Origin of the sequence: Staphylococcus sp. SM3655 (assembly GCF_016917315.1) — a bacterium.
In the GTDB taxonomy this organism is placed as follows: Bacteria; Bacillota; Bacilli; order Staphylococcales; family Staphylococcaceae; genus Staphylococcus; species Staphylococcus aureus.
The window spans coordinates 2,621,573-2,641,388 of sequence record NZ_CP070305.1; the positions used below are offsets into that span (position 1 = coordinate 2,621,573).

Genomic DNA, 19,816 nt, shown 5'->3' on the forward strand with positions numbered 1-19,816 from the left:
ATCATCCTCTATACAACTTATTTCTTTGTAATTTACCTGTTGATGTATAAGGTAAAGTATCAACCTTTTCAAAGTGTTTCGGTACTTTATATTTCGCTAAATGTTGTGATAAATATGCAATCAATTGTGCCTTTGAAATGTCACTTTCACTGACAAAATATAATTTAGGCACTTGGCCCCAAGTATCATCAGGATGCCCTACACATACTGCGTCACTGATACCTGGAAATTGCTTCGCTACCGTTTCAATTTGATATGGATAAATATTTTCACCGCCACTAATAATTAAATCTTTACGTCGGTCATAAATCATGACATAACCTTCATGATCTATTTCAGCAATGTCACCCGTATTAAAATAACCATTTTCAAACGTACCCGTTAAATCTGTTGGATACAAATATCCATTCATCACATTGGCGCCTTTAATCATTAATTCTCCATGACCTTCTTTATTAGGATTTTTAACTTTTACATCAACATTGGCACTTGGCATACCAACAGTGTCAGGACGTGCATGCAACATTTCCGGTGTTGCTGTTAAAAATTGCGAACATGTCTCAGTCATACCAAATGAATTATAAATTGGCAGGTTATATTGTAATGCCGACTCTATCATAGTGGCAGATAATTTAGCACCGCCGAGTAATATTTTTTGTAAATCATAAGGTTCATGTAAACCTTGTTGCATAAGCCAATTTAAAGTTTGTGGCACAAGCGAAATGTGCGTGATGCGTTCATTTTTAATCATCGTTAAAATTTGTTCGGCATTGAATTTATCAACAATGCGCACAGTAAACCCTTCAATAACAGCTCTTAAAAGTACACTGAGACCCGAAATATGATAAATCGGCAAGACAGATAGCCAATTAGTGTCACGATCAAATCCCAAGCTCTCTTTACATCCGATTGCACTGGCATAATGATTACGAAACGTTTGTGGCACCGCTTTTTGAGGGCCAGTTGTCCCTGATGTAAACATAATCGATGCAATGTCATCTAAATTAAATGATGTATTTAATTTGTTGGACGGCGACTCTTTCGGCATCACAGTTTCATTCGATGTATCATATTGGATACCCATTGTGTTGTCCAACAAACCGTTCATTGTAATATCCGTTCCAGCGAATTCAATATCATCCAACGATACAATTTGAAACCCTCGCAATTCCAGGGGTAAGGTGCAAATAATCAATTGCACATCAATTGACCTCATCTGATTCGTCATCTCATTAGGTGTCAATCTTGTATTAATCATTGCAATTTCAATATTAGCCAACCAACATGCATGAATTAAAATGATCGATTGAATCGAATTATCTATGTATAGCCCGACACGAGATTGTTGATAAGCCTTGAGTCTTTTAGCCAATAGACTCGCTTCACAGTATAAATTTTGATAAGTATAAGATTCTTGACCGTCTGTTATCGCAATATGATGTCCATTTTGTTGTGCTTGTTTATATAACCAAAAGTCCATGCGTTATTCCTCCAAAATCATTTACATTATAATTATAACGATTTTATGACATTCTAGCAGTGGTTATGTTTAAAAATATAAAAAAGTAGACGAATTGATGCATTGATATGATTGTTATAATGCTCAATACATATCGTTATATCATTCGTCTACTATTATCAGTTATTTTTATTTAATTTTAGTGTCATTCTGTCATTTTGATGTGGTGATTTACCCATTTTTGCCACATCATCTGCAATGTCAATTGGTATACGATTCATGTCTTGTAATGCACTTAAATGGAATACTTCATCATCTAAATTTTCAATGAGATATACATAATATGTTACCTTGTCCTTTTTATATTTTAACGTTTTCCAAAAGTCCGGCTTGCAATTCAATACATTATCCGGAATATATTCAATAAATAAGTAACGTTTGCTGCCTACTTTGTCTACGAAATATTTTGCAGGGCCTTTTTCTATACCTCTTATATGTGCATAGTCTGCTGAAAAGTAAATACTACCTATTGTTTCATTATGTTGTTGTATTTCAAATCGTTGGTCTACTATTTTATTATTTGTGCCACAACTACTTAAAAAAATCAGTAGATATAGCATTAAACATATTTTCATCCCCTTGAATCTTAAAAACTTTTTCAAAAGCAACACCTCTAAAAATAAATACAATATATTATAGCAAATAGAAATTATTATTTTGTTAAATTAAGTTGTCATGTTCGTGTCATTTTGAGTCGTAATACAACTTTACAATTATTAAATTAACACTTCTACAATCCAAAAATATTTTTAAAGTTTTGAAAAAAATTAAAGTATTTCCACTACTAATTTGGTAAAATATGATTATGTGATATAGTGAAAGCGTTTTACACTTAATAACTCCCTCTTAAATGCATCCAGGTTTTATGTAGTAAATCATGAAAATAACATATAAATATAGAGGAGATTTACCTTTGAATACAGAGAACAACAAGAATCAAAACCAATCTGTTAAAAATTCTGAAAGACGCGGCATGTTAAAAGGATGCGGCGGTTGCCTTATTTCTTTTATTTTATTAATAATCTTATTATCAGCCTGTTCAATGATGTTTAGTAATAATGACAATTCCACTAATAATCAATCATCAAAAACGCAATTAACTCAAAAAGATGAAAATAAAAATGAAGATAAGCCTGAGGAAAAATCAGAAACAGCAACAGATGAGGATTTACAATTAACCGAAGAAGTACCTGCAAATGAAAATACTGAAAATAATCAACATGAAATTGATGAAATAACAACAAAAGATCAATCAGACGATGATATTAACACACCAAACGTTGCAGAAGATAAATCACAAGACGACTTGAAAGATGATTTAAAAGAAAAGCAACAATCAAGTAACCATCATCAATCCACGCAACCTAAGACCTCACCATCAACTGAAACAAACACGCAACAATCATTTGCTAATTGTAAGCAACTTAGACAAGTATATCCGAATGGTGTCACTGCCGATCATCCAGCATATCGACCACATTTAGATAGAGATAAAGATAAACGTGCATGTGAACCTGATAAATATTAAACAACAAGCGAATTGAATTCAAATTGTATTTAGCTTTATGCACTAATCACATAGTAAATAATGAGGGAGATTTTTTAGGCATGAGCAATCAATTCAAAAGCGAAGAAGAGCGAAGACAATGGGAACAATTCCAAGCTTTCCAAAATCAACAAAACCAACAGAACCAGCAATACGGACAAAAGAAATCTAAAAAAGGATGGTTCTGGGGCTGTGGTGGTTGTCTAGTATTATTTATTTTAATTATCATCGGTATTTCAGCTTGTACAGCTGGTATTACAGGTAACCTTGGCGGAAATAGTTCTAAAGAAACGAACAAAACCCATAAAATCGGTGAAACTGTTAAAAATGGCGACCTTGAAGTCACTGTAAATTCAGTGGAAACTATGAAATCTGTAGGACCATCTCTTGCACCAACAAACGCTAAAGGTATATTTGTCGTTGCTGATGTGACGATTAAAAACAAAGGTAAAGAAGCGTTAACAATTGATAGTTCAATGTTTAAGCTAAAATCCGGTGATAAAACATTTGAAGCAGATAATACAGGTTCAATGTCTGCTAATCAAAGTGACAATGGTAGTATAGAAAATTCATTTTTCTTACAGCGTATAAATCCAGATAGCACTGCTCAAGGTAAAATTGTTTTCGATGTGTCAGAAAACATAGCCAACGCAAAAGATAAAAAATTAGAAGTTATTTCTAGTTTATTTAGCGTCAAGAAGATTACATTTGATTTATCCGATGCTAAAAAAACATCAAAAGCTAAAAAAGACAAGCAAGATACAGAAGTAGCTGTTGCGAGTTCAAATAGCGATAATGTAAGTTATGAAGCTTCGGCTACTACACCTGCTACAACTTCTAGTGCAAATAATGATTCTGAAGAAAATGAACAGTCTAGTAAAGATGAAGATAAGCAGAATACGTCTAAAAGTGATAAATCTAGTGTAGAAAAAAGTGAATCTAATGAAGAAACTGCTCCTGTAGAGCCTATGCCCCATAGCAAACCTACCACTAGTGAAGCACCACCTAGTCAAAATATTCACAATGAAGATAGCATGTACGACGCTTCAACAGAATAAAATTTCAGGGTAGTTCGGCTACCCTTCTTTTACGGAAAAATTAATTATACATAATCAAATCAAGGAGATAAAAAAATGAAATTCAAAGCTATCGTTGCAATCACATTATCATTGTCACTATTAACTGCCTGTGGAGCTAATCAACATAAAGAAAATAATAGTAAATCAAATGACACTAATAAAAAGACGCAACAAACTGACAACACTACACAGTCAAATACAGACAAGCAAATGACACCACAAGAAGCCGAAGATATCGTTCGAAACAATTATAAAGCTAGAGGCGTTAATGAATATCAAACATTAAATTATAAAACAAATCTTGAACGAAGCAATGAACATGAATATTATGTTGAACATCTAGTCCGCGATGCAGTTGGCACACCTTTAAAACGTTGCGCTATTGTTAATCGACACAATGGTAAGATTATTAATATTTTTGATGATATGTCAGAAAAAGATAAAGAAGAATTTGAAGCATTTAAAAAGAGAAGCCCTAAATACAACCCAGGTATGAGTGATCATGATGAAACAGATGGTGAGTCAGAAGACATTCAACATCATGACAATGATAATAACAAAGCAATTCAAAATGACATACCAAATCAAAAAGTCGATGATAAAAGTGATAAAAATGCTGATAATAAAGTAGAAAAACATGATAACCATGCAAAAAATTCAGCAGAAACTAAAGTTAAATAAGGGTATACTTTGATTAATTGTAATTTTTAGGAGAAAAACTATGATAACATTTGAGAATATACAACAACTTGAAAAATACACCTTAATGACTATGCATGGTCTTTTTAATCAACTTAAACTCGGTATTATTTCAATCGACAATGCAGAGCATACCCTCTTTACACCTTATATGATGGAATCACTCTCTTCCCTAGGTGTGAAACCAGACATTATCGATTTAATTCACAAAGGGACAGAGTTAGAAGACTTTGCAGCATTTAATTTATCAATTGAAGATACAGTTACAGTCTGTTTACAAAGAACTGAAGAACTATTAAAACAATACAAAAATGTAGAATTCAATGACAAAATATTAATCAATTGGCGTATTATACAAGAGTAATAGACATATAAAAGTCGAATGTAACTACGTGAGTACTGATTTTATTTTTTGTAAATTACAAGCATTTCATATCATAAAGTTTGAAAAGAGGTATATTGAAGTGGAGAAAAACGAATATACAGCTAAATATAATGAATATAGTCAATTATTAGACGCTACTTACTCGCAAGCTGTAGCATACCTTTTAAATAAATATGGCGCTGTAACCGATGATTATTATAAGGAAAAATCATACACGCGATTTTTAAATGGAGAAATCAAAAGTATTTCAAAAGGAAAATACACTAGAGCTAGCGAAGGATTATATTGTCATCACATAAGCGAAGACAAATTCCAAAACTTATCTGACCTAAGATTCATTTCCGAATTTAAGTACTCATACAACGTTCAAAAGAAAGAAAACTTAGTATACTGTGATCTAATCGAGCATTTAATTTTACATGCAATTATTACAAAAGAATCCAATGGCCAATTTGGTGTGGCTGGATTATGTCAAATGATCAAACCAACAGTCATTGATTGGTACATTGGCGAATATAATCCAAAACCAGCATGGATGCAAGCCACCAAAGCACGTGCCTATTTGCCTGGAATATTAGTTGAGAAATTACTCATTAAAATTGACGATATGTTAGAAGGAATAGAAATATATGATTTCCTTGAGTCGCGATAAATGATTAATGTAGATTTATTTTTTGCTGTTGGGATTTTGTTATAGATGTTTAAACCTGTAATTAAATATATTTTATAAAAATAGACCATGCATACCAATCTTTAAACGGACAATGTTTATAAATGAGTTTGCATGGTCTTGAATTGTATTAGTTTTCTTTTGGTTTTAATAAATCGACTAGATTTTCTGATATTTATCAAATATGTATTCCTAAATTATACAGCCTTAATCCAGCAGCTACTTTCGAAACTTCCAACTTAGTTGATATAAGGTTCAATAGTTTGTTTCGTTCTTTTTCAGATAAACCAGAATTTAGATTGATATTATTGACTTCATAAAAATTATAGACTAATGCCTCTATTTGCTTTTCAGGCATAAGTAAGTCGACTGAAAACTGATTTACGTCGCTTTCATAAATCATTTCATGTAAATTCTTTAGACTATTATCGTTGTTATCTTTAATTTTGTATAAAAAACGGCCGAGTTCACGAGCTATTGCAAATCTTGTATTATTAATCGAGAGATTATTATTGATATAAATCGTTCTTCCACTTAAATAACCCGAAGTATTACTCTCCATTTTAATATATTTAACTTTTAAATTAAGTTGAAATAATACCTTGTCTATGTCAATAGCAAAATGTTCAGAAGTAATAAAAAGTTGATCCATTTTGTCCTTAACTAATGACTGAATTAATTGAACTATTTTTGATTCTAAAATATCTTCATAATGAACTTTCTCAATAACTTTCAATTGATTCCCCACCCTAACTAAAAAATTGAACCTACATCATTTAATAAATTTAAAAATATAGGTGTAAACATTATTAAAATAAAACTCCTCCACTACTAAATGTAACGGAGGGACATGATTTCAAAATAAAATACCTTTTTTTATAAATTTATTATAATATTTTCCATTATGCTGTACAACCGAATCTAATCCAACGATCCCGAAAAGAAGAACAAAGGTGGTTCTGCTTCATAATCACTTTTAACTAAGTGTTCATTTTTAATTATTTGATCGACGGTTTTCCAATTTTTTATTTCTTGCTCTTTTAAAAAATGGCTATGAAAAATTCTATCCTCATAGATTTTTTCATAGCCAATGCTAATTTGTTTCATGTCATTTCTTTAAAATTCCTAAAAATATATAAACTAAAAGCATAAGTAACACAGCAAAAATTGCCGAATATATAATTATTGAAAAAGCATTGCTTTGCATTGGAACTAAATAATTTAAAGTACAAAATAATAATAATGCTAAAATACCAACTTTAAGTGAATATTTTAATCTATCCATAAAATCACCCTTACTGATATCCCCATTTTTCTCCTATCAGAACGTATTCCCCGGCTGCATTCTTTTTAGTTTTTAATTTTAAATATATTCCCTTACTAGTATCAATATTCGATGCAGCTATAGATCCAAGGAAACTACCAACACCTGCGCCAACTAAACCTCCTATTAGTGCAGAAATAACACTAATTGCCCGCACCAATAAAAATCCCCTCACTACCGCAAATAGTGAGGGGATTGGTGTATAAGTAAATACTTATTTTCGTTATCTCAATTATACTGCTAATTTTTCTTTTTGTAAAATATGCAAGGTTTTAAAGAGAAACATCAAGAACTAAAGAGTGCTCTATGCCAAATTGGACTGATGCGTTCAATATCGGAAGTTAGACAACTAAACATTGCGACATATAGCAACTTGGGAAATGGAAGAAATAGAATACTTACATTTAGAGGATGAATATAAAGAAGATATACTTTATTTTGAAAAAGAGGATGATAAAGTAATAACAGTTACAAATATTTTATAGACTTGCTCTGGTTTCAATGATATTTGATCAACTCAATAATGAGTCGCCTAGCTTTATTTAAAAAACTCCTTTAAAGGGTTGTTTAATTTTAAATGTAGGCGATTTTATTAATGCTTGAACAAAGAGTGTCTATCCTCTTAAATTGAATTCGTCAAATTAAAATACAAGATATTTGAGAAACTATAGAGTACCAGTCTAAGTAAAATAATTCTCAAAAAAGCTGATTCATTTTAATAGACTAGTCATCTGTAAAGAAAGTTGTCCCTAATTACTGTTCAAAGTTATCCAGTACTAAAGTTCTTGCTATTTTTTATACCGCCTGTTGGAAATTTCTTAAATCTATTTAATAAGACTACATCTGATATATGGTCAAAAGAGTTTATCTTATTAAATTTAGAGATTGTTCTGTTTATCTGTATAGCTATAGTTTTAATCAATTATATATACAAAAAAGCGAGTATTATTAATTTTGGTATTCGTAATAGTCACTTTTTGTATGTTATGTAATGATCTTTTTTTAAATACTCTTGTCCTTTAATGATTGTGAGGATAATAATAATTTTTATTACACCATACAACCGAATCTAATCCAACGATCCTGAAAAGAAAAACAACGGCGGTTCGGCTTCATATTCACTTTTATCTAAATGTTCATTTTTAATTATTTGATCGACGGTTTTCCAATTTTTTATTTCTTGCTCTTTCAATAGTTTTCCAAGTTTTTCTTCGTCATATCCTATATCTCTTTGAAATTGCTTTCTACCACCTACATTAATAAAAGCTTGAAATTCATAATCTTTATTGTTATTTATATAACCACCTATAAAATAACTGTCCATTGGCGACTTTTTAAATCTCGTTACTTTAAGTGACTTATAATGATTCAAGTTATACTTAAAAAATAAATCTATTCTCTTTTCTTGCGTTTCAATGTAATGGTCTTTTTTTGTTTATTATGTGCATATGCAATAACTATCATACCTATTAAAATTACACTAACTATTATTAAAATATATTTCTTTTTCATCACTCTAATCTCCCAGAAAAGAAGAATAACGGTGGATCGGCTTCATAATCACTTTTGTCCAAGTGTTCTTTTTTTATAATGTCTGTAGATTTTAATTCATTTTTATGGTCTTTTTCTTTAAATAATTTACCAAATGTCTTATCATCGTATCCTATGCTATCTTCAAATTGATGATTGTCAGTTGCAGAGATGAGAACTTTAAAATCATAATTTTTGTTGTGATTAACATATCCATCCACAATATAGCCACCCATAGGCGTCTTTTTAAAACTAGTAATTTTCATTGAATGATAATTATTAAGGTTATATTTAAAATATAAATCTATTCTCTTTTCTTGTATTTCAATGTAATGGTCTTTAATTTGCTTATTATGCGCATATGCAATAACTACCAAACCTATTATAATTACTACAACTATTATTAAGATATATTTCTTTTTCATCACTCTAATCTCCCAGAAAAGAAGAATAACGGTGGATCGGCTTCATATTCACTTTTGTCTAAGTGTTCTTTTTCAATTATTTCATCGACTGAGAGTTTATATTTAGGGTCTTTTTCTTTGAATAATTTGCCTAATTTATCTTCATGGTAACCAATATCTTTCTGATATTGATTATTGCTTCCCGAATCTATACTTGCTTGGAATTTATATTTTTTATCATCATTTATATAACCTACAATGAAATACCCACCCATCGGAGTTTTATGAAAATCTGTCACCTTCATATTTTTATAATTGTTAAGATTATGCTTAAAATACAAATCGATTCGTTTTTCTTGTGTCTCAATGTAATGAGCCTTTATTTGTTTATTATGCGCATAAGCAATAACAATTAGGCCTATTAATATTGCAACAACTACCACAAATACACATCTCTTTTTCATTTTAACCCCCTATTGTAGTATTTATTTCTTATAGATTTTAGATTTCAAAAAACAATTTACTTTGACATGCTATCTTTTTTCAATGTTCCGTATATTCCTCTTATAATGCGTTGTTTCAAAATACTTTTAATAATTATTCGCTTGACATAGTAATAAATACATAAAATCGCGCAGCTTTGCATTTCGCATTATATATAAAATAGCAATCTTATTATAAATATAAATAAATATCTTCTTAGGTTCACTTACCATTTTATTACTTAAAACAAAATTTGTCTCATTTCTAACATTTTACATTACATCAATTTTAATTATTTTAAATATTGTATAAATTAATTATTTAAAATGCTATAATCGATAAGATTGTTAATATTTAATTTTCTAATTTTAATTTCTTTACATTTATAGATACTAAATAAATCTCATGGTGACTGATAGTTTCCATGCATCAACGAATTTTCCAATCCTTTGGAAAGTTAAATTATTAATTAATCATAATATTAATTGCGCACGCGCAACACAAAAAGGAGACATGTCAATGACATATAAAATGAAGAAATGGCAAAAATTATCCACCATTACGTTATTAATGGCCGGAGTGATTACTTTGAATGGTGGTGAATTCAGAAGTATTGATAAACATCAAATCGCTGTGGCTGATACGAATGTTCAAACGCCAGATTATGAAAAGTTGAGGAACACATGGCTGGACGTTAACTATGGTTATGATAAGTATGATGAGAATAATCCAGATATGAAGAAGAAGTTTGATGCTACGGAGAAAGAGGCAGAGAAATTACTCAAGGAAATGAAAACTGAAAGTGATAGGAAATACTTGTGGGAAAACTCAAAAGATTTAGATACGAAGTCTGCGGATATGACTCGTACCTATCGTAATATTGAGAAAATCGCAGAAGCGATGAAGCATAAAGATACTAAGTTAAAAACAGATGAAAACAAGAAGAAAGTGAAAGATGCACTTGACTGGCTGCATGAAAATGCCTATGGAAAAGAGCCAGATAAAAAAGTAAAAGAATTGACTGAGAATTTTAAAATAACTGATTCATCAAAGAAAAAAGCTTTAAATTGGTGGGATTATGAAATTGGAACACCTAGAGCATTAACAAATACCCTAATATTACTGAATGGTGATATTTCAAGTGATGAAAAGAAAAAATACACTGCCCCTATTAAAACTTTCGCCCCAGATAGTGACAAAATATTATCTTCTGTAGGAAAACCTGAACAAGCTAAAGGCGGAAATTTAGTAGACATTTCTAAAGTAAAACTTTTAGAAAGTATTATCGAAGAAGATAAAGATATGATGAAAAATTCAATAGATTCATTTAATAAAGTCTTCACTTACGTTCAAGATTCTGCCACTGATAAAGAACGTAATGGATTTTATAAAGATGGTTCATATATCGACCATAAAGATGTCCCATACACTGGTGCTTATGGCGTTGTACTCTTAGAGGGGATTTCTCAAATGATGCCGATGATAAAAGAAACACCTTTTAATGATAAAACCCAAAATAATACAACCTTAAAATCATGGATTGACGACGGATTTTTACCACTCATTTATAAAGGTGAAATGATGGATTTATCACGTGGTAGAGCCATTAGCCGTGAAAATGAAACGAGTCACTCAGCATCTGCAACTGTAATGATATCATTGTTGAGATTAAGTGATGCCATGGATGAGTCAACAAAAGCTAAATATAAGCAAATCGTTAAAACTTCTGTTAAATCTGATTCAAGTTATAAACAAAACGATTATTTAAGCTCTTATTCAGATATAAGCAAAATGAAGTCTTTAATTGAAGACAGCACTATTTCTACTAACGGTTTAACACAACAACTTAAAATATATAATGACATGGATCGTGTCACCTATCACAACAAAGAATTAGACTTTGCATTTGGATTAAGTATGACATCGAAAAATGTCGCACGTTACGAAAGTATCAATGGAGAGAACTTAAAAGGTTGGCACACCGGTGCAGGCATGTCTTATTTATATAACAGCGATGTCAAACACTATCGTGATAACTTCTGGGCAACAGCCGATATGACTCGTCTTCCAGGTACTACTACTTTAAATGATATGCCATCTACAAATACTAAGAATGATAATTCCTTTGTAGGCGGAACAAAATTCGATGAACAACATGCTAGCATTGGTATGGATTATGAAAATCAGGACAAAACTTTAACTGCCAAAAAATCATATTTCATATTAAACGATAAAATTGTCTTCTTAGGAACTGGCATTAAAAGTACTGGTTCATCAGAAAATCCAATTACAACGATTGAAAATCGTAAAGCAAATGAGTATAAATTATATAAAGATGATATTGAAAATACTACTTCAAATGATAATACTCAGGAAACCCATTCCGTCTTTTTAGAGTCCAGCGATACTAAAAAGAACATTGGTTACCATTTCTTAGACAAGCCAAAAATATCTGTAAAAAAAGAAACACATATTGGCAAGTGGAAAGATATTAACAACAGTCAAAGCAACACTCAAAAAAATGATGATTATTACGAAGTAACTCAAACACATAATACATCAGACAGTAAATATGCATATGTTTTGTATCCTGGTTTAACAAAAAGTGATTTTAAATCGAAGAATAATATTGTAAATAATATTAAACAAGATGAAGATTTTCATGTAATAAAAGATAATGATGGCATATTTGCTGGGGTTAATTATAGTGATAGTACTAAAACTTTTGACATTAATGGTACTAAAGTCGAAGTTAAAGCCAAAGGTATGTTTGTAATTAAAAAGAAAGATGATAAAACATATGAATGTAGCTTCTATAATCCTGAAACTACAAATACAGCTTCAAATATAGAATCAAAAATTTCAATTGCAGGTTACACTTTAATTAATAAAAGTGTCACAAACTCTAATGAGGCCGGTGTAAACTTTGAATTAACTAAATAATTAATAAAAACTCGGCACTATACTATTTTTATAGTGTCGAGATTTTATAAGCATTGCAAGATTTTATATCATATTTAAATTCATCTAATGACTTATATTTTTGATTCATCACAATATGAACTATTATTTATTGGACGTATTTTGCTCTTTCTTTATTTCAGAAACTGACTTAGGATTTTTAATAAATTTTCTACCCAATTCACCTGGATAAGAAATATCGGTATCAAATTGAAAATCATCAATAGATCTTATGCCAGCTGTAAATGATAACTTTCTATCATTATTTATATAACCACTAATAGAATAACCATCCATTGGGTTTTCTTTTTGTTCCTCGAATTGTATTTCTTTAAACCCTTTAACATTATATTTCATAAATAATATGATTCTTTCTTTTTGCTCATCATAATATTTCATTTCATCATATTTCATCTTCAAAAAGATTCCGCCTAGAATCAATATTATAATTATAAATACAATCACAAGAGGTTTTTTATTCAAAAAACCCATCTCCTTTTCATTGGATTTATTGACGAACATTTTAAATTAATGAAGCATACAGAGTATTACGATGAATGTAAAAACGTTGCAACCCATATGACTAATGGTTTTAACATTAGTAAATTTTAGTTTTACATATTCTTTAATATAGATTTAGTTTCCTTTAAAATATAAATCATTAAATTATCTAATCTATTCATATTATTTATTCAAGTGGACCTGAAAAGAAAAATAACGGTGGCTCGGCTTCATATTCACTTTTGTCCAAGTGTTCTTTTTCAATTATTTCATCGACAGTTAATCGGTCATTAGCATTTTTTTCTCTAAATAATTCACCTATTTCATCCTCTTTATAACCTAAATCTCCTTTAAATTGTTTATTAGTATCAGAAAATATCACAGCATCAAATTTATAATTTTTTTTATTATTGACAAAGCCTTTTATAAAATAACCCCCCATTGGATTCTTTTTAAAACTTGTAACTTTCATTGAATGATAATTGTTAAGATTATATTTAAAATACAAATCTATTCGCTTTTCTTGTGTCTCAATATAATGTTCTTTTTTACTTTTGTGTAACAAATACCCTACTATAATTAAACATGTTATAATTACTATAATAAGTAGTTTGATATATTTTTTCATTTTTATTATTACCTCTTTTTTATTTTTTATAAGGAGTGTTCCACATGTTATTAAGAGATAGCGATGCAAGAATGTTATCCGAAAATTCATATGATAAGTTATCAGTTGATGAGGTATATACATTTTCAAATAAAAAACAATACAAAGTCATCGAAAAACGCGACGACACCCAGAATGGGTTTAGAGCATATGTTTTCGCTCCAGTAATCAAAGGTAAAGTTGATAAGAGTCAACTTTTAATAGGTTACGCTGGCACTGACCCATATAGTCTAAATGATATTCGTACTGATTTACAACTTCCCATTCATCATAACACAAATAATCTAAAAATTAATAATCATTATAAAGATTTAAAAAACTCAACTATTCACAAAAAATACAATACAATAAAAGATAAAAATGACCTTTTTAGTTTTTCTTCTAATTTAAATAATAAAGCACTTTTCGGTGATCTATGGGCAGCTAAGTTTGCACCGACTCAAATGGACGAAAGTGATGCTTTTACTGAATCAGTTAAAAAGAAATATCCAGATAGTGAAATTCACCCATTAGGACATAGTTTAGGTGCGTTTTTAGCTCAATATAATTTAATAAAACATAATCTGGATAACGGTACAACGTTTGCAGCACCTAACGTATACCATTCATTTACTGGCGACTTTAAAAAAGACATTGATAATGGTGTATATGATTCAAAAATACGCAATATTGGCCATTTTGATGATCCTATTAATAACTTTAACTTCTTCGATCATCCAATTGGTGAAAATATAATTGTAATGCCACATTATGATGGATTTATAACTGCTCTTCCTTTAATTGGTCAACACACAATTGAATCATACAATGATTTCGATGCGGATGGTACAGTGAAGGAAATGCCAGAACTTGAACAATTTAATCATGACCCATTTCTTAATAATAGATTTCAGTTATTTGACCCATTTGGTATAAATAGCAGATTTTTCGACTCTTTCAAAATCGATAGTTCTATATTAAATAGACCAAGTGAAAATGATTTTGATCCTTTTGCTATTCTCAATAAAAAAGATAAATTATTCGAATCAAATGACCTTGATATAGAAGGATTTAATAATAAACAAAAAGAAGATTTAAGCATTGATTTAAATCCTTTTGATGATGAATTAAATGATGAGGACGAACCATTAATTCCCAAAAGAGGCGATAGTAAAAAATTAAAAGCAGAAAAGAAAATCTCTGTTAAAAAAACCAAAAGTAGTTCCAAAAATTCAGGCAAAAAAGTAAAAATTCAGCCTGATGAAGTGCGTAATATCGCTAGCACAATTCGTGATAGACTATTTTTGTATACACAAATAATTACTGCATTGGATGAATATAGAGAAGAAACAATGTCAGGGGCTAATCGTATTTTAGATAAATATCAATCAGAGCTTCTAAGCGGTTCACATGAATTTATAACACCTAACGATCTTGAACAGTATATGGAGATTTTATCAGTTGAGGGAAGTTCGGGTAATTTCAAGTTTTATAATAGTGGTTTAATGGATGACTTAATTCAGGCATTAGATCAAAACAAAAAAGACTTGCTACAATTTGCTGAAAAACTAGAATTTGCTGCAAATAAATTCGAAGAAAAAGATTTAGAAGAAAGCGATGTTTTTGGACTATTTAGTTAAAGAGGGTAATTTATATGAGCTCAAAAGATGCAAAGAAAAGTCAAGAAGAAGCTAGATTACAACAATTAAAGCAAGAAATGCGTAATAGTACTGATAATATGGTTAGCAATGCTAAAAATAATGTAGCATTAAAATCTCAAACATTAAATGAAATCATTGAAACAATTAATAATTCTTCGCAAAGTTTAGAAGGTACATTTGAAGGGAAAGCAAGCGAAGCAGCCCAACAAAGTATAAATAAACTCAAAAACAATAACGAAAATCTTAAACAAAAATTTGAGACCCTATTAAATACATTGAAGATAAATGGATGATATTGAGAAATTATTAATTTATCTGTTCTTTTTTATACATAACGAAAATCCCCTCGCTAAACTAATAGTGAAGGGATTTATGTTTCCTTATATTCTATGCTGAACTAAATATCATATTTAATACTATTATATAAACATTTTTAAAATTAAAGCCTGCTTACGTCGCTTAAGATACATTATTTTTTCTTGCTGCAATTCAATTAGTTTTTCATTTCTACTAAAAAACAGTCCCACTTTTTCTTGTTCATGATTGCTTGGCATATTCAGTGTCTGAGATTTGACAATTTCTGAATTCAAATTAACCTGACTACCTGGTTGACCGTATTTACTCCATTTCTCCTTGAAATAATCAAGCCAATAGTACATAAAGAATATATTAAACTTAGGATTTAAAAATATTAAAAATCCATCATGAACTCCCGTTTTCACAAAATTCATTACAGGTTTTCCAATACTTGCCGCAATACTTAATAATAAATGTGTTGTTAGTAAAACCCTTGTTTTTTCTTGACCCTCAATTGATAACTTTTGTTCCAAATGATAGATTTTCCCGTTTTGGTCTGTTACATCAGAAATTCTTAACCATCCTATGTCTGATTCCTTGTTAAACCATTTAGGATCTTTAATAGGTCTAGGAGAAGCACCTCGTACAATTTGTGATAATTCACCTAACTTCTTCTCTTCCCACTCTGGATAATCATTTCCATTCTCATCCTTAAATCGCAATTCCTGTGAGAAGATTTTCTGCAAATAGCCTTTTTTCTGTTGTTGAAGTAATTCAAGTTTTTGTTCTTCTAATTCAATTTGTCGGTCAAGTTTGCTGAAGAACTTGCCTATTTTTTGCTGTTCTTCAAATATAGTTGGGGTGAAGATTTTTAAATTAGCAATTTCTTTGAAGTTTAGACCTTCTCGACTACCTCCACTTTGTGCAAGGAAAATTTTCCTTTTTCCTTTTCTTGATAATAGATACTGTCCAAAAAAAATATAATAATACTCTTTTTTCAATCTAATAATACATACATGTTGATTTAAATTAGCATGCGTTTCAACTATCGAATTAATGGCTGTTCTACCTATTGATGCTCCTGTAATATTTAAAAGAACATCACCATAGTACGTTCTACTATTTTTCATCTCATCATCTATATCTTTACTAATATAAACTAAGTCATTAAGATTTAATTTACCATTTCTAATATTTTGACTCCTTAAAAATGGTATGCCTTTGTTTGTATAGTTTTCACTTCCACCTTTGGGAGTCTTTCCACTACCTATTTTGGTAGTAAGATCCCCTAACTGCTTCTCTTCCCATTCGCCTTCAAATCCTGGGAATCTCAACTCTGGCACATTTTTCTTTTGTGTATTACTCATCTTTCAACACCCCAAGTTCTTTCAGGTATGCATTAATTTCTTGTTCAATTTCTGCGATTTCTTTATCGATATTTTTCAAATCTTGTTGGACTTGATCTAAATCAATCGGTGCTTCTTCTTCGAATGTATCGACATACCTCGGTATGTTTAGGTTGTAATCGTTATCGGCAATCTCTTGTAATGTCGCACTGTAACTGTATTTATCAATCGTTTCTTTACGCTTATATGTGTCAATAATACGTTCGACTTGGGCATCGCTTAAATGGTTTTGATTTTTTCCTTTTTCAAAATCATTGGATGCATCGATAAATAATACGTTATCGTCTTGTTGGCGACATTTTTTAAATACAAGGATACATGTTGGAATACTTGTCCCATAGAAAATATTGGCAGGTAAGCCAATCACGGCTTCTAAGTAGTTCTTTTCTTCGATTAAATAACGACGAATGACACCTTCTGCGGCCCCTCGGAATAATACACCATGTGGTAGTACGACTGCCATGGTCCCTTCATCGTCTAGGTAATGTACCATGTGTTGAATAAAGGCAAAATCTGCTTTGGATTTTGGCGCAAGTTTGCCGTAACCGCTGAAGCGTTCATCATTTTCAAATTTTGAATCTGCAGTCCATTTCGCACTGTATGGTGGGTTCGCAATAACCGCATCAAATGCATGGCCTAAAAAGGCTGGATTTTCCAACGTATCATCATTACGGATATCAAAATTCTCATAGCGCACATCATGTAATAACATGTTCATGCGCGCTAAGTTGTAAGTGGTATTGTTACGTTCTTGACCGAAATAACGATACACTTGCGTTTCTTTACCAACACGTAACAACAATGAACCGGAACCACATGTTGGGTCGTACACATGACGTAATTTATCTTTACCGTCTGTGACAATCTTCGCCAGTATCTTAGATACTTGTTGTGGTGTATAGAACTCGCCTGCTTTTTTACCCGCTGTCGCCGCAAAGCGCCCGATTAGGAATTCATATGCATCACCTAACATATCAATTTCCATGTCGCTGTGAACGAATGGTAAGTCGTCAAGGTTAACCATGACTTTGGAAATTAGTGCAGTACGTTCTTTGACATTGTTACCTAGTCGCGTTGAACTCAAATCCATATCGCTGAACAGTCCGATAAAGTCATTTTCACTTTCTTCACCTAGTGTTGATGTTTCAACTTTACGAATTGCCGTCGCCAGATGTTCGATATCGAAATCTTGCGTTTCAATTTCACGAATCATCGCGCTAAATAAATCTTGTGGCTCAATGAAGTAACCGACTTGATCAATTAATTCTGCTTTTAAGTCTTCACGGTATTCTTCATCTGCCCATGCTTCTTGATACGTGATGTCTTCACCTGACAAGGCATCTGCATATTCTTGTTCCGCTTTTTCAGATAAGAAGCGATAGAAAATCAAGCCTAAAATGTAATTGCGGAATTCACTCGCATCCATGTTCCCTCTTAAATCATTCGCAATCGACCATAATTTTTTATGTAATTCAGCTTGTTGCTGACGTTGTTTTTCAGTAATAGACATGTGATTCCTCCGCCTTTGAATAAGTAATTTATCTCTTTGTGTAATAGATTTATTATAACATTTGGTTATGTTGCGATGTTGATAATTTGGATGTTGGTGGTGGAAATTTTGAGTTTTAGTGGCGCAATTGTTATTGAAAAATTTTATAGAAATGTTGTAGCTTTCAAATGCTTTCAAAATCATTTATATTCTTAATGATGTCAAAAAGTTGTTCATTCATACATAAATAAAACCAATCAACAATTGAGTTGGTGAAAATCAATCGTTGATTGGCTTTGATGCATATTAAATAATGCAATATATATTAATAAATGTTAGTTATAGTATATTTTGTCAGGATTGGGTGAATGTCTAAGTTTTAATTATTTATCTAAATTATCTGCAATGAATTTCTTAATTTCAGGAGAGAAATAAACAGCAAATCCTCTTGTGCTTTCACCTGATGGCTTATTACCGGCATAGATTACACCAATAGCTTCGTGTTTACTATTTAATATAGGTGAACCAGAGCTACCAGGCTGAATAATTGCATCCGATGTCACTATATTCCCATTCACTGATAATACTTTACCAGTTGATTCATACATTTGTAGTTTATTTCCATTAGGATTTGGATAACCAATGACTGATATAGGTTCATTTTCTTTAGCCTCTGATGCTATATTAAATTTGCTAGTGAAATCTTTGAATTTTCTACCTTTTGGTTGTGTTGATTTTTCTTCAACTTGTACGACCGCAATATCTTCTTTACCAGGATAATCTACAATCTTAGTAACTTTATAAAGTCCACCACCGTTATTATAAAAACCATTAGGATGTGCTTTGATTTCATCACCGACTTTCATGTGATAGGTAACATGTTTATTGGTAATGATTGTATGATTTCCAACTACAAATCCTGTTCCAGCGCCCATCCATGTAACACCACTGTATGGTGCAACATTTGTATTTGTAATTTGTTTAACAGTATTTTCGGCTTTGGCTGTTTGTTGAATACCTTCAACCATTGTTGTGCCGACACCAGTTATTGATGTTAAAATCGTCAATGCTGCAATACTTTTGATGATTATATTTTTATTCATTTTTCTGCTCCTCTAAGTATTTGTATAATTATAATGTTAGCTTTTTGAAGTTTTATTTTTTTTAATCATTTCGAATAAATAGAATCACAGAGATGATTTGAATTGTTGAGTTT

The 19,816-nt window shown here is 30.8% G+C and carries 21 protein-coding genes and 5 pseudogenes; 11 read left to right on the forward strand and 15 right to left on the reverse strand.

Annotated features, from left to right (window positions below):
• Position 1 precedes the first annotated feature (1 nt).
• Both menE and JQN76_RS12735 read right to left on the reverse strand, forming a co-directional pair.
• Positions 2–1,480: an o-succinylbenzoate--CoA ligase gene (gene menE, locus JQN76_RS12730; RefSeq protein ID WP_000348374.1), complete on the reverse strand. Its 1,479-nt coding sequence runs from the start codon at positions 1,478–1,480 to the stop codon at positions 2–4.
• 158 nt (positions 1,481–1,638) lie between these two features.
• Positions 1,639–2,094: a DUF4909 domain-containing protein gene (locus JQN76_RS12735; RefSeq protein WP_072433592.1), complete on the reverse strand. Its 456-nt coding sequence runs from the start codon at positions 2,092–2,094 to the stop codon at positions 1,639–1,641.
• Between the two features lie 302 nt (positions 2,095–2,396).
• On the opposite strand from JQN76_RS12735, the gene JQN76_RS12740 reads away from it, so the two are divergent.
• The 5 genes from JQN76_RS12740 (at position 2,397) to JQN76_RS12760 (ending at position 5,880) form a co-directional block, all read left to right on the forward strand.
• Entirely contained in the window at positions 2,397–3,047 is a 651-nt protein-coding gene (locus JQN76_RS12740; RefSeq protein ID WP_076079519.1) for an excalibur calcium-binding domain-containing protein, read from the forward strand.
• An 80-nt stretch (positions 3,048–3,127) separates the two neighbouring features.
• The gene (locus tag JQN76_RS12745) at positions 3,128–4,123 is read left to right on the forward strand and encodes a DUF4352 domain-containing protein (protein ID WP_000070655.1); all 996 of its coding nucleotides are present in this window, start codon (positions 3,128–3,130) and stop codon (positions 4,121–4,123) included.
• Between the two features lie 75 nt (positions 4,124–4,198).
• Positions 4,199–4,825 carry a hypothetical protein gene (locus tag JQN76_RS12750; RefSeq protein WP_000669027.1) on the forward strand — a complete coding sequence of 209 codons (627 nt, stop codon included), beginning with the start codon at positions 4,199–4,201 and terminating at the stop codon, positions 4,823–4,825.
• Positions 4,826–4,865: 40 nt separating this feature from the next.
• Positions 4,866–5,207 (forward strand): DUF3969 family protein, encoded by a 342-nt coding sequence (locus JQN76_RS12755; protein WP_000627537.1) that lies wholly within the window; start codon positions 4,866–4,868, stop codon positions 5,205–5,207.
• A gap of 100 nt (positions 5,208–5,307) precedes the next feature.
• Positions 5,308–5,880 (forward strand): SAV1803-related protein, encoded by a 573-nt coding sequence (locus JQN76_RS12760; RefSeq protein WP_000414214.1) that lies wholly within the window; start codon positions 5,308–5,310, stop codon positions 5,878–5,880.
• A 196-nt stretch (positions 5,881–6,076) separates the two neighbouring features.
• On the opposite strand, the pseudogene JQN76_RS12765 reads toward JQN76_RS12760, so the two are convergent.
• The 4 genes and pseudogenes from JQN76_RS12765 to JQN76_RS12775 form a co-directional block, all read right to left on the reverse strand.
• Positions 6,077–6,705 (reverse strand): annotated as a pseudogene (locus tag JQN76_RS12765) (ImmA/IrrE family metallo-endopeptidase).
• Positions 6,706–6,819: 114 nt separating this feature from the next.
• Positions 6,820–6,999, reverse strand: a pseudogene (locus JQN76_RS14335) (DUF1433 domain-containing protein); the annotation flags it as partial.
• Between the two features lie 7 nt (positions 7,000–7,006).
• Positions 7,007–7,183 (reverse strand): hypothetical protein, encoded by a 177-nt coding sequence (locus tag JQN76_RS12770; protein ID WP_000375476.1) that lies wholly within the window; start codon positions 7,181–7,183, stop codon positions 7,007–7,009.
• A gap of 10 nt (positions 7,184–7,193) precedes the next feature.
• Positions 7,194–7,373, reverse strand: a pseudogene (locus tag JQN76_RS12775) (hypothetical protein); the annotation flags it as partial.
• A gap of 111 nt (positions 7,374–7,484) precedes the next feature.
• On the opposite strand from JQN76_RS12775, the pseudogene JQN76_RS14225 reads away from it, so the two are divergent.
• Together JQN76_RS14225 and JQN76_RS14270 are read left to right on the forward strand one after the other, a co-directional pair.
• A pseudogene (locus JQN76_RS14225) lies at positions 7,485–7,583 on the forward strand (hypothetical protein); the annotation flags it as partial.
• Positions 7,579–7,707 (forward strand): hypothetical protein, encoded by a 129-nt coding sequence (locus JQN76_RS14270; protein WP_001215822.1) that lies wholly within the window; start codon positions 7,579–7,581, stop codon positions 7,705–7,707. The pseudogene JQN76_RS14225 and the gene JQN76_RS14270, both read left to right, overlap by 5 nt.
• Before the next feature lie 584 nt (positions 7,708–8,291).
• On the opposite strand, the gene JQN76_RS12780 is transcribed toward JQN76_RS14270, so the two are convergent.
• From JQN76_RS12780 to JQN76_RS12790, 3 genes are all read right to left on the reverse strand, one after another.
• Positions 8,292–8,594, reverse strand: a complete 303-nt coding sequence (locus tag JQN76_RS12780) for a DUF1433 domain-containing protein (RefSeq protein ID WP_025174957.1) — start codon at positions 8,592–8,594, stop codon at positions 8,292–8,294.
• Positions 8,595–8,733: 139 nt separating this feature from the next.
• Positions 8,734–9,177, reverse strand: a complete 444-nt coding sequence (locus JQN76_RS12785) for a DUF1433 domain-containing protein (protein WP_000731418.1) — start codon at positions 9,175–9,177, stop codon at positions 8,734–8,736.
• Complete coding sequence (locus JQN76_RS12790; protein ID WP_000745473.1) at positions 9,177–9,620, reverse strand: DUF1433 domain-containing protein; 444 nt, start codon at positions 9,618–9,620, stop codon at positions 9,177–9,179. Before JQN76_RS12790 ends, JQN76_RS12785 begins: the two co-directional genes overlap by 1 nt.
• Before the next feature lie 467 nt (positions 9,621–10,087).
• On the opposite strand from JQN76_RS12790, the pseudogene JQN76_RS14230 reads away from it, so the two are divergent.
• A pseudogene (locus JQN76_RS14230) lies at positions 10,088–10,162 on the forward strand (hypothetical protein); the annotation flags it as partial.
• Entirely contained in the window at positions 10,159–12,582 is a 2,424-nt protein-coding gene (locus JQN76_RS12795; RefSeq protein WP_047210363.1) for a polysaccharide lyase 8 family protein, read from the forward strand. The pseudogene JQN76_RS14230 and the gene JQN76_RS12795, both read left to right, overlap by 4 nt.
• Before the next feature lie 123 nt (positions 12,583–12,705).
• On the opposite strand, the gene JQN76_RS12800 is transcribed toward JQN76_RS12795, so the two are convergent.
• Both JQN76_RS12800 and JQN76_RS12805 read right to left on the reverse strand, forming a co-directional pair.
• Complete coding sequence (locus JQN76_RS12800) at positions 12,706–13,083, reverse strand: DUF1433 domain-containing protein (protein ID WP_001036003.1); 378 nt, start codon at positions 13,081–13,083, stop codon at positions 12,706–12,708.
• Positions 13,084–13,288: 205 nt separating this feature from the next.
• Positions 13,289–13,729 carry a DUF1433 domain-containing protein gene (locus JQN76_RS12805; protein WP_000759947.1) on the reverse strand — a complete coding sequence of 147 codons (441 nt, stop codon included), beginning with the start codon at positions 13,727–13,729 and terminating at the stop codon, positions 13,289–13,291.
• Positions 13,730–13,773: 44 nt separating this feature from the next.
• Between JQN76_RS12805 and JQN76_RS12810 the strand changes: the two genes are divergently transcribed.
• Complete coding sequence (locus JQN76_RS12810; protein WP_001836790.1) at positions 13,774–15,387, forward strand: hypothetical protein; 1,614 nt, start codon at positions 13,774–13,776, stop codon at positions 15,385–15,387.
• A gap of 14 nt (positions 15,388–15,401) precedes the next feature.
• On the forward strand, positions 15,402–15,701 hold the full coding sequence (locus tag JQN76_RS12815; RefSeq protein ID WP_000095395.1) for a WXG100 family type VII secretion target: 300 nt from the start codon (positions 15,402–15,404) through the stop codon (positions 15,699–15,701).
• A 126-nt stretch (positions 15,702–15,827) separates the two neighbouring features.
• On the opposite strand, the gene JQN76_RS12820 is transcribed toward JQN76_RS12815, so the two are convergent.
• From JQN76_RS12820 to splF, 4 genes are all read right to left on the reverse strand, one after another.
• Positions 15,828–17,072 carry a restriction endonuclease subunit S gene (locus tag JQN76_RS12820; RefSeq protein ID WP_047210362.1) on the reverse strand — a complete coding sequence of 415 codons (1,245 nt, stop codon included), beginning with the start codon at positions 17,070–17,072 and terminating at the stop codon, positions 15,828–15,830.
• Positions 17,065–18,621 carry a type I restriction-modification system subunit M gene (locus tag JQN76_RS12825; protein WP_000028648.1) on the reverse strand — a complete coding sequence of 519 codons (1,557 nt, stop codon included), beginning with the start codon at positions 18,619–18,621 and terminating at the stop codon, positions 17,065–17,067. The genes JQN76_RS12820 and JQN76_RS12825 overlap by 8 nt, the downstream gene beginning before the upstream one ends.
• Before the next feature lie 163 nt (positions 18,622–18,784).
• The gene (locus JQN76_RS12830) at positions 18,785–18,919 is read right to left on the reverse strand and encodes a hypothetical protein (RefSeq protein WP_001791797.1); all 135 of its coding nucleotides are present in this window, start codon (positions 18,917–18,919) and stop codon (positions 18,785–18,787) included.
• A gap of 64 nt (positions 18,920–18,983) precedes the next feature.
• Positions 18,984–19,703, reverse strand: a complete 720-nt coding sequence (gene splF, locus JQN76_RS12835) for a serine protease SplF (protein WP_001038690.1) — start codon at positions 19,701–19,703, stop codon at positions 18,984–18,986.
• Positions 19,704–19,816: the final 113 nt, after the last annotated feature.